Source organism: Bartonella sp. CL436QHHD (genome assembly GCF_042195105.1).
In the GTDB taxonomy this organism is placed as follows: domain Bacteria; phylum Pseudomonadota; class Alphaproteobacteria; order Rhizobiales; family Rhizobiaceae; genus Bartonella.
On the sequence record NZ_JBHINR010000027.1, the window covers coordinates 1 to 4,169 of the forward strand.

The window sequence follows — 4,169 nt, forward strand, 5'->3', positions numbered from 1 at the left end:
CACGGTAGCAAGTGCTGAACCTGGATTGTGGAGAACAAAGCGGACCCCCTATTTGCGCGAAATCATGGATAACCTTTCCTCCTACGTGCCAATTGAAACAACTATTGTCATGAAAGGGGCGCAAGTTGGCATGTCAGAAGCAGAATTGAACTTCTGCGGTTATGCCATTCATTATAGTCCGGGACCTGCCCTTTATGTGACGCCAACGGTTGAGAGAGCGAAGAAATTGTCCCAAACCCGTCTTGACCCAATGATTATGGCAAGCCCTGCTTTAAGCGAACGCATTGCCAAAAGTGATACGGTGAAATCAGAGGAAATCCAGAACCGTCGTGAATTTGGTACAGAAGATCAGTCAGAGACAGCAATGAAATATATTGCCAGAAAACAAAAGAAACTGATTTCTGAAATCGAATTGACATGGGAAAACATGCAACTTGGCGCTATTCAAGGGGTGGTTCTTGATGCCGATGGCTCTGTTATTGTCGATTGGTATAAGGAATGGGAAATCGCACCACCAAAGCCGATTGATTTTAAATTAAATAATGAGACAACCAATGTTGCTGACAATGTTGACCAAGTCATTATGAGGATGATTGAAGCTTCAAAAGGAGCGTTTTCTGATCGTTCACGCATTATTGGGCTTTGTGGAAATGAATTCTTTTCCAAATTGAAAAAACATAAAACAATTCGTGAGACCTATTTAAACACAGCCTTAGCACAAACGTTGAATAGTGCTGGAGGTGTTGCAACACCAAGTTCGATTGGCTCTGGGAGCTTTGGCAGTTTTGACTTTGCGGGTGTGACTTTCATTAATTACCGGAGTATTCACAACTATAATGTGAGTGCGAAGGCTGGAACAAAGCGCGCCATAGGCATTAAGCCTGATGAATGTCAATTCTTTCCTGTTGATGCGCCTGGTGTCTTCCAAAAAACCTTTGCTCCTGGTGAAAGCTTGGATTTTGCCAACACGGTTGGAAGACCTCTCTACACGATGCTTATCGTCGACCACGACCGTAATGCATGGGTAAAACCGGAAGTCTATAGCTATCCGCTTTACATCTGTACACGCCCTGAAATGCTGTTTAAAGCAGTGATTGGAGCGAAATAATATGCGATGGCACGGGCTGCTAGACCAAATGGTTAAAGATGTGCGCAACACCTTTGGGCAGCCCATCATCTACACGCGAAAAGACAACCAGCAATCTTTTCGGATTACAGCGATTTACGGCATTAAGCATTCAGAATCGGACGCCGGTGGCAGAATCCCCACCACAATTGCAAGAAAGGAACTTGATCTTTGTATCAATGATATCGGGGGGAATACCACCAAAACCTCAAGATAGTATTGTGGTCCTCTCTCCTGAAAACAACAAAGCCCCCTCTTCTCAAGAGCACTTCGTGATCACAGATGTCCAAGCCTCTGAATCCGGTATGTATAAGCTTATCTTGCGGGAGATAAAATAGTGATGTACATTTATACGGTATACTACTTAAAAATCAATAAGGGCGCCCAAGAGCTCTAACCACTGCAGCAAATCCGGGATTAGCAGTAAATTCGTAATTCCATGGTACGCCGACTGATTTGGCATCCTTGATATGTTATAGCTACTGATGCAATTCGTGTCCAAGTGGTTCGTTCATTCTTTTCAGAGCTTTCAAACACAATAGCCTGATTTGTTACCAAAAGACGTCCATCCCACTTGTTCTTTCTACCGTCAATGAATCTGGTATTTTCTTGAACTCCCAAAAGTTTTTCATTGCGTGCTAAACGATAATCATACTCACTCGCATCAAGCTCTTGAAACATTTCACATGCTTCAAAAAAATCAAAGGGAGGGATATCTGGTTGTAACATCGCAACTTCTTGTTCAAAGCTTTTTTCCTTTTTTGTTTCATGATAAACAATGAGAACACAAAGTAAAACAATAAGAAAAGGCAATAATAACCAAGGAACATTTATTATTGCTACAATACCTCCAATCAATAGAGCACAAAGGAGAAAGCTCTTTATTCCCTTTTCCAGTTGTTCCTTTTTAAGTGCTGGAGATGTTTTATTAACGACTGAGAAATCAGAAGAAGGATGTGCAGGAGGGAGCAACCTTGAAGCCTGTTCTGGAACTTTCTCTTCAAAACGTTTTTTGCGTTTATCTTGCCAATAAGCGAAAATGGAAAACGCAAAAAACGCAAAGAAAATTAACCAAAACCATCCCCAAAAGCCTAATCCATCATCTTTGTCTGGTTTGTTAACTTGAGTGGGGGTAACTTGCTTATCGGTATTCTCAGCTGGTGCTTGAGACACGCTTTCGTTTTGAGTAGCAACATCTATTGAGGAAGTCGAGGAGGAGGTAACAATTTCATTATTGTGTGCAACTTGATCTGACTTATCTTTGTATACAAAACCACCGACTATTGCAGAGCCGATAAATAATAAAGCTCCAATACCAAGAGTTTTCAGTCCGTTTTTCCGCCATTTCTTTATACATACTAAAACAAGTCCGACAATCATCACTGGCAATGATAACAAACATACGATCATTGCAATTGTATCAAGGGTATCCAGCATTACCTCCCCCTCCGCTATAAACAAGAAAGTAAAGTGGGAAATTTAAAGTGAGTCGACAAATAAAGTAAAGACGTACTTATATAATTTAGAAAAAAGTAGTATTACTTATTGACATTGTGACAGGAGTATGAATAATCGAATCAGGTGCCTCAAAAACACCTTAAACCAATAGCGGATAGATTGCCGAAACAATCTCTCTCTTTTCCGCACATTAAAGGCTTTGACTCATTGTATGTTACACGCATATAATGATCTCGTCGGGTGTGGTTATGCTATACAATACTCTTGATGGGAAAAGCATAACGACGGACTATTGGCCGTGTTTTTGAGCACCCGGCACTTTATTTATAAAAGTGTCAATCAAAAACGTCTAACCAATAGGAGTTCATCATGAACACTCTTATAGAAATTAAAGGAAACACTGCTAATAGTGCTATCCATCAAACTATGTCTAGTCGTGAAATTGCTGATTTGTGTAAAAAGCAGCACGCACATATTATGCGTGATATCAAGAAGATGCTTGAAGAACTTAACGGCTCCAAATTTGGATTGGTTGATTTTATCGGTACTTACGTTGATGCAAAAGGTGAAAGCCGCCCTTGTTATAACTTACCTAAGCGCGAATGTTTAATTCTTGTTTCTGGTTACAGCACTGCTTTACGAGCTAAAATCATTGACCGTTGGCAAGAATTGGAAAAGCAGGTAGCTGTTCCACAGATAGACTACTCAAGCCCTCAAGCAATGATAGGTTTCTTGAACCACCTACAAAGTCAAATCGAGCAAAAGGATAACACCATTGCCGAATTAGCACCAAAAGCAAAAGCTTTGGAAGGTTTAAAACGCTCTGATGGTTTGTTTGGTCTTATTGAAGCAGCAAAGATGCTTGAAGTACGACCAAAGGATTTGACTAATTACCTACGTAAACATGATTGGGTGTATCGACGTGCTCCAGGGGCGCCATTGTTACCTTATCAGGATAAAATTAAGAAAGGATTCATGGATTGTCCCGCTATTACCATTCAAAGACCGGATGGTACAGAAAAGGTGCTGCCTTCAACAAAAATCACATCCAGAGGATTAGCGTGTTTGAGAGAACAAATCTTTGGAGGTGTACAATGAAGATAGATACCAACTTTTTATGTGATCTATGGATAGCATTATCTCAATTTTCTAATGATGAAAATGTGAGCGACAAAGATTGTAGTGCTCTGGTTCAAACTATGAATGCAATAGAAAAGGTTCTAGTTTTAAAGCTTCAAGATGACGTGCCCAATATTACAAAAATCTTGGCAATTTTGACAGATTTTGGAGCTTCAGAACTTCCACATCGTATGGATTCTTTGTTGCGAACTTAGATAACACATTGATTTATAATGATAATCTAGCGTTATTCATATTGAATTAGACCCTCGAATAACGCAAGATTCTCTCATTTTAAATCTGTTTATGTTGAATCAATCAAAACCACTCATTTGTACATAACAAGTGGGATGAGTGTGTGGATAAAATTTGTATAAGAAAGGACTAAAAATGGCTCTTATGAACCGTCTTAATGCAAGGGCTGTCGCAACACCCACGAGCTGGCAAATATAATGATGGTGCCGGC

General features: G+C 40.1%; 4 protein-coding genes and 1 pseudogene. 4 read left to right on the forward strand and 1 reads right to left on the reverse strand.

Translation table 11 applies throughout. The features are described from left to right. Nucleotides 1–64 precede the first annotated feature (64 nt). Nucleotides 65–1,108 (forward strand): major capsid protein, encoded by a 1,044-nt coding sequence (locus tag ACFIKN_RS03740; protein WP_375657930.1) that lies wholly within the window; start codon nucleotides 65–67, stop codon nucleotides 1,106–1,108. 1 nt (nucleotide 1,109) lies between these two features. Continuing rightward, nucleotides 1,110–1,464, forward strand: a pseudogene (locus ACFIKN_RS03745) (hypothetical protein). Nucleotides 1,465–1,543: 79 nt separating this feature from the next. Here the strand turns inward: ACFIKN_RS03745 and ACFIKN_RS03750 are convergent. Beyond that, nucleotides 1,544–2,563 carry a hypothetical protein gene (locus ACFIKN_RS03750; protein ID WP_375657927.1) on the reverse strand — a complete coding sequence of 340 codons (1,020 nt, stop codon included), beginning with the start codon at nucleotides 2,561–2,563 and terminating at the stop codon, nucleotides 1,544–1,546. Nucleotides 2,564–2,953: 390 nt separating this feature from the next. On the opposite strand from ACFIKN_RS03750, the gene ACFIKN_RS03755 reads away from it, so the two are divergent. Beyond that, nucleotides 2,954–3,682, forward strand: a complete 729-nt coding sequence (locus ACFIKN_RS03755) for a phage antirepressor KilAC domain-containing protein (protein ID WP_375657928.1) — start codon at nucleotides 2,954–2,956, stop codon at nucleotides 3,680–3,682. Continuing rightward, nucleotides 3,679–3,918, forward strand: coding sequence for a hypothetical protein (locus ACFIKN_RS03760; protein WP_375657929.1), 240 nt, complete (start codon nucleotides 3,679–3,681; stop codon nucleotides 3,916–3,918). Before ACFIKN_RS03755 ends, ACFIKN_RS03760 begins: the two co-directional genes overlap by 4 nt. The last annotated feature ends 251 nt before the right edge of the window (nucleotides 3,919–4,169 follow it).

What these genes read in the sequence shown, in the direction of transcription:
- ACFIKN_RS03750 (WP_375657927.1), bottom strand. Translation starts at nt 2,563, where the DNA reads ATGCTGGATACCCTTGATACAATTGCAATGATCGTATGTTTGTTATCA.
- ACFIKN_RS03740 (WP_375657930.1), top strand. Translation starts at nt 65, where the DNA reads ATGGATAACCTTTCCTCCTACGTGCCAATTGAAACAACTATTGTCATG.
- ACFIKN_RS03760 (WP_375657929.1), top strand. Translation starts at nt 3,679, where the DNA reads ATGAAGATAGATACCAACTTTTTATGTGATCTATGGATAGCATTATCT.
- ACFIKN_RS03755 (WP_375657928.1), top strand. Translation starts at nt 2,954, where the DNA reads ATGAACACTCTTATAGAAATTAAAGGAAACACTGCTAATAGTGCTATC.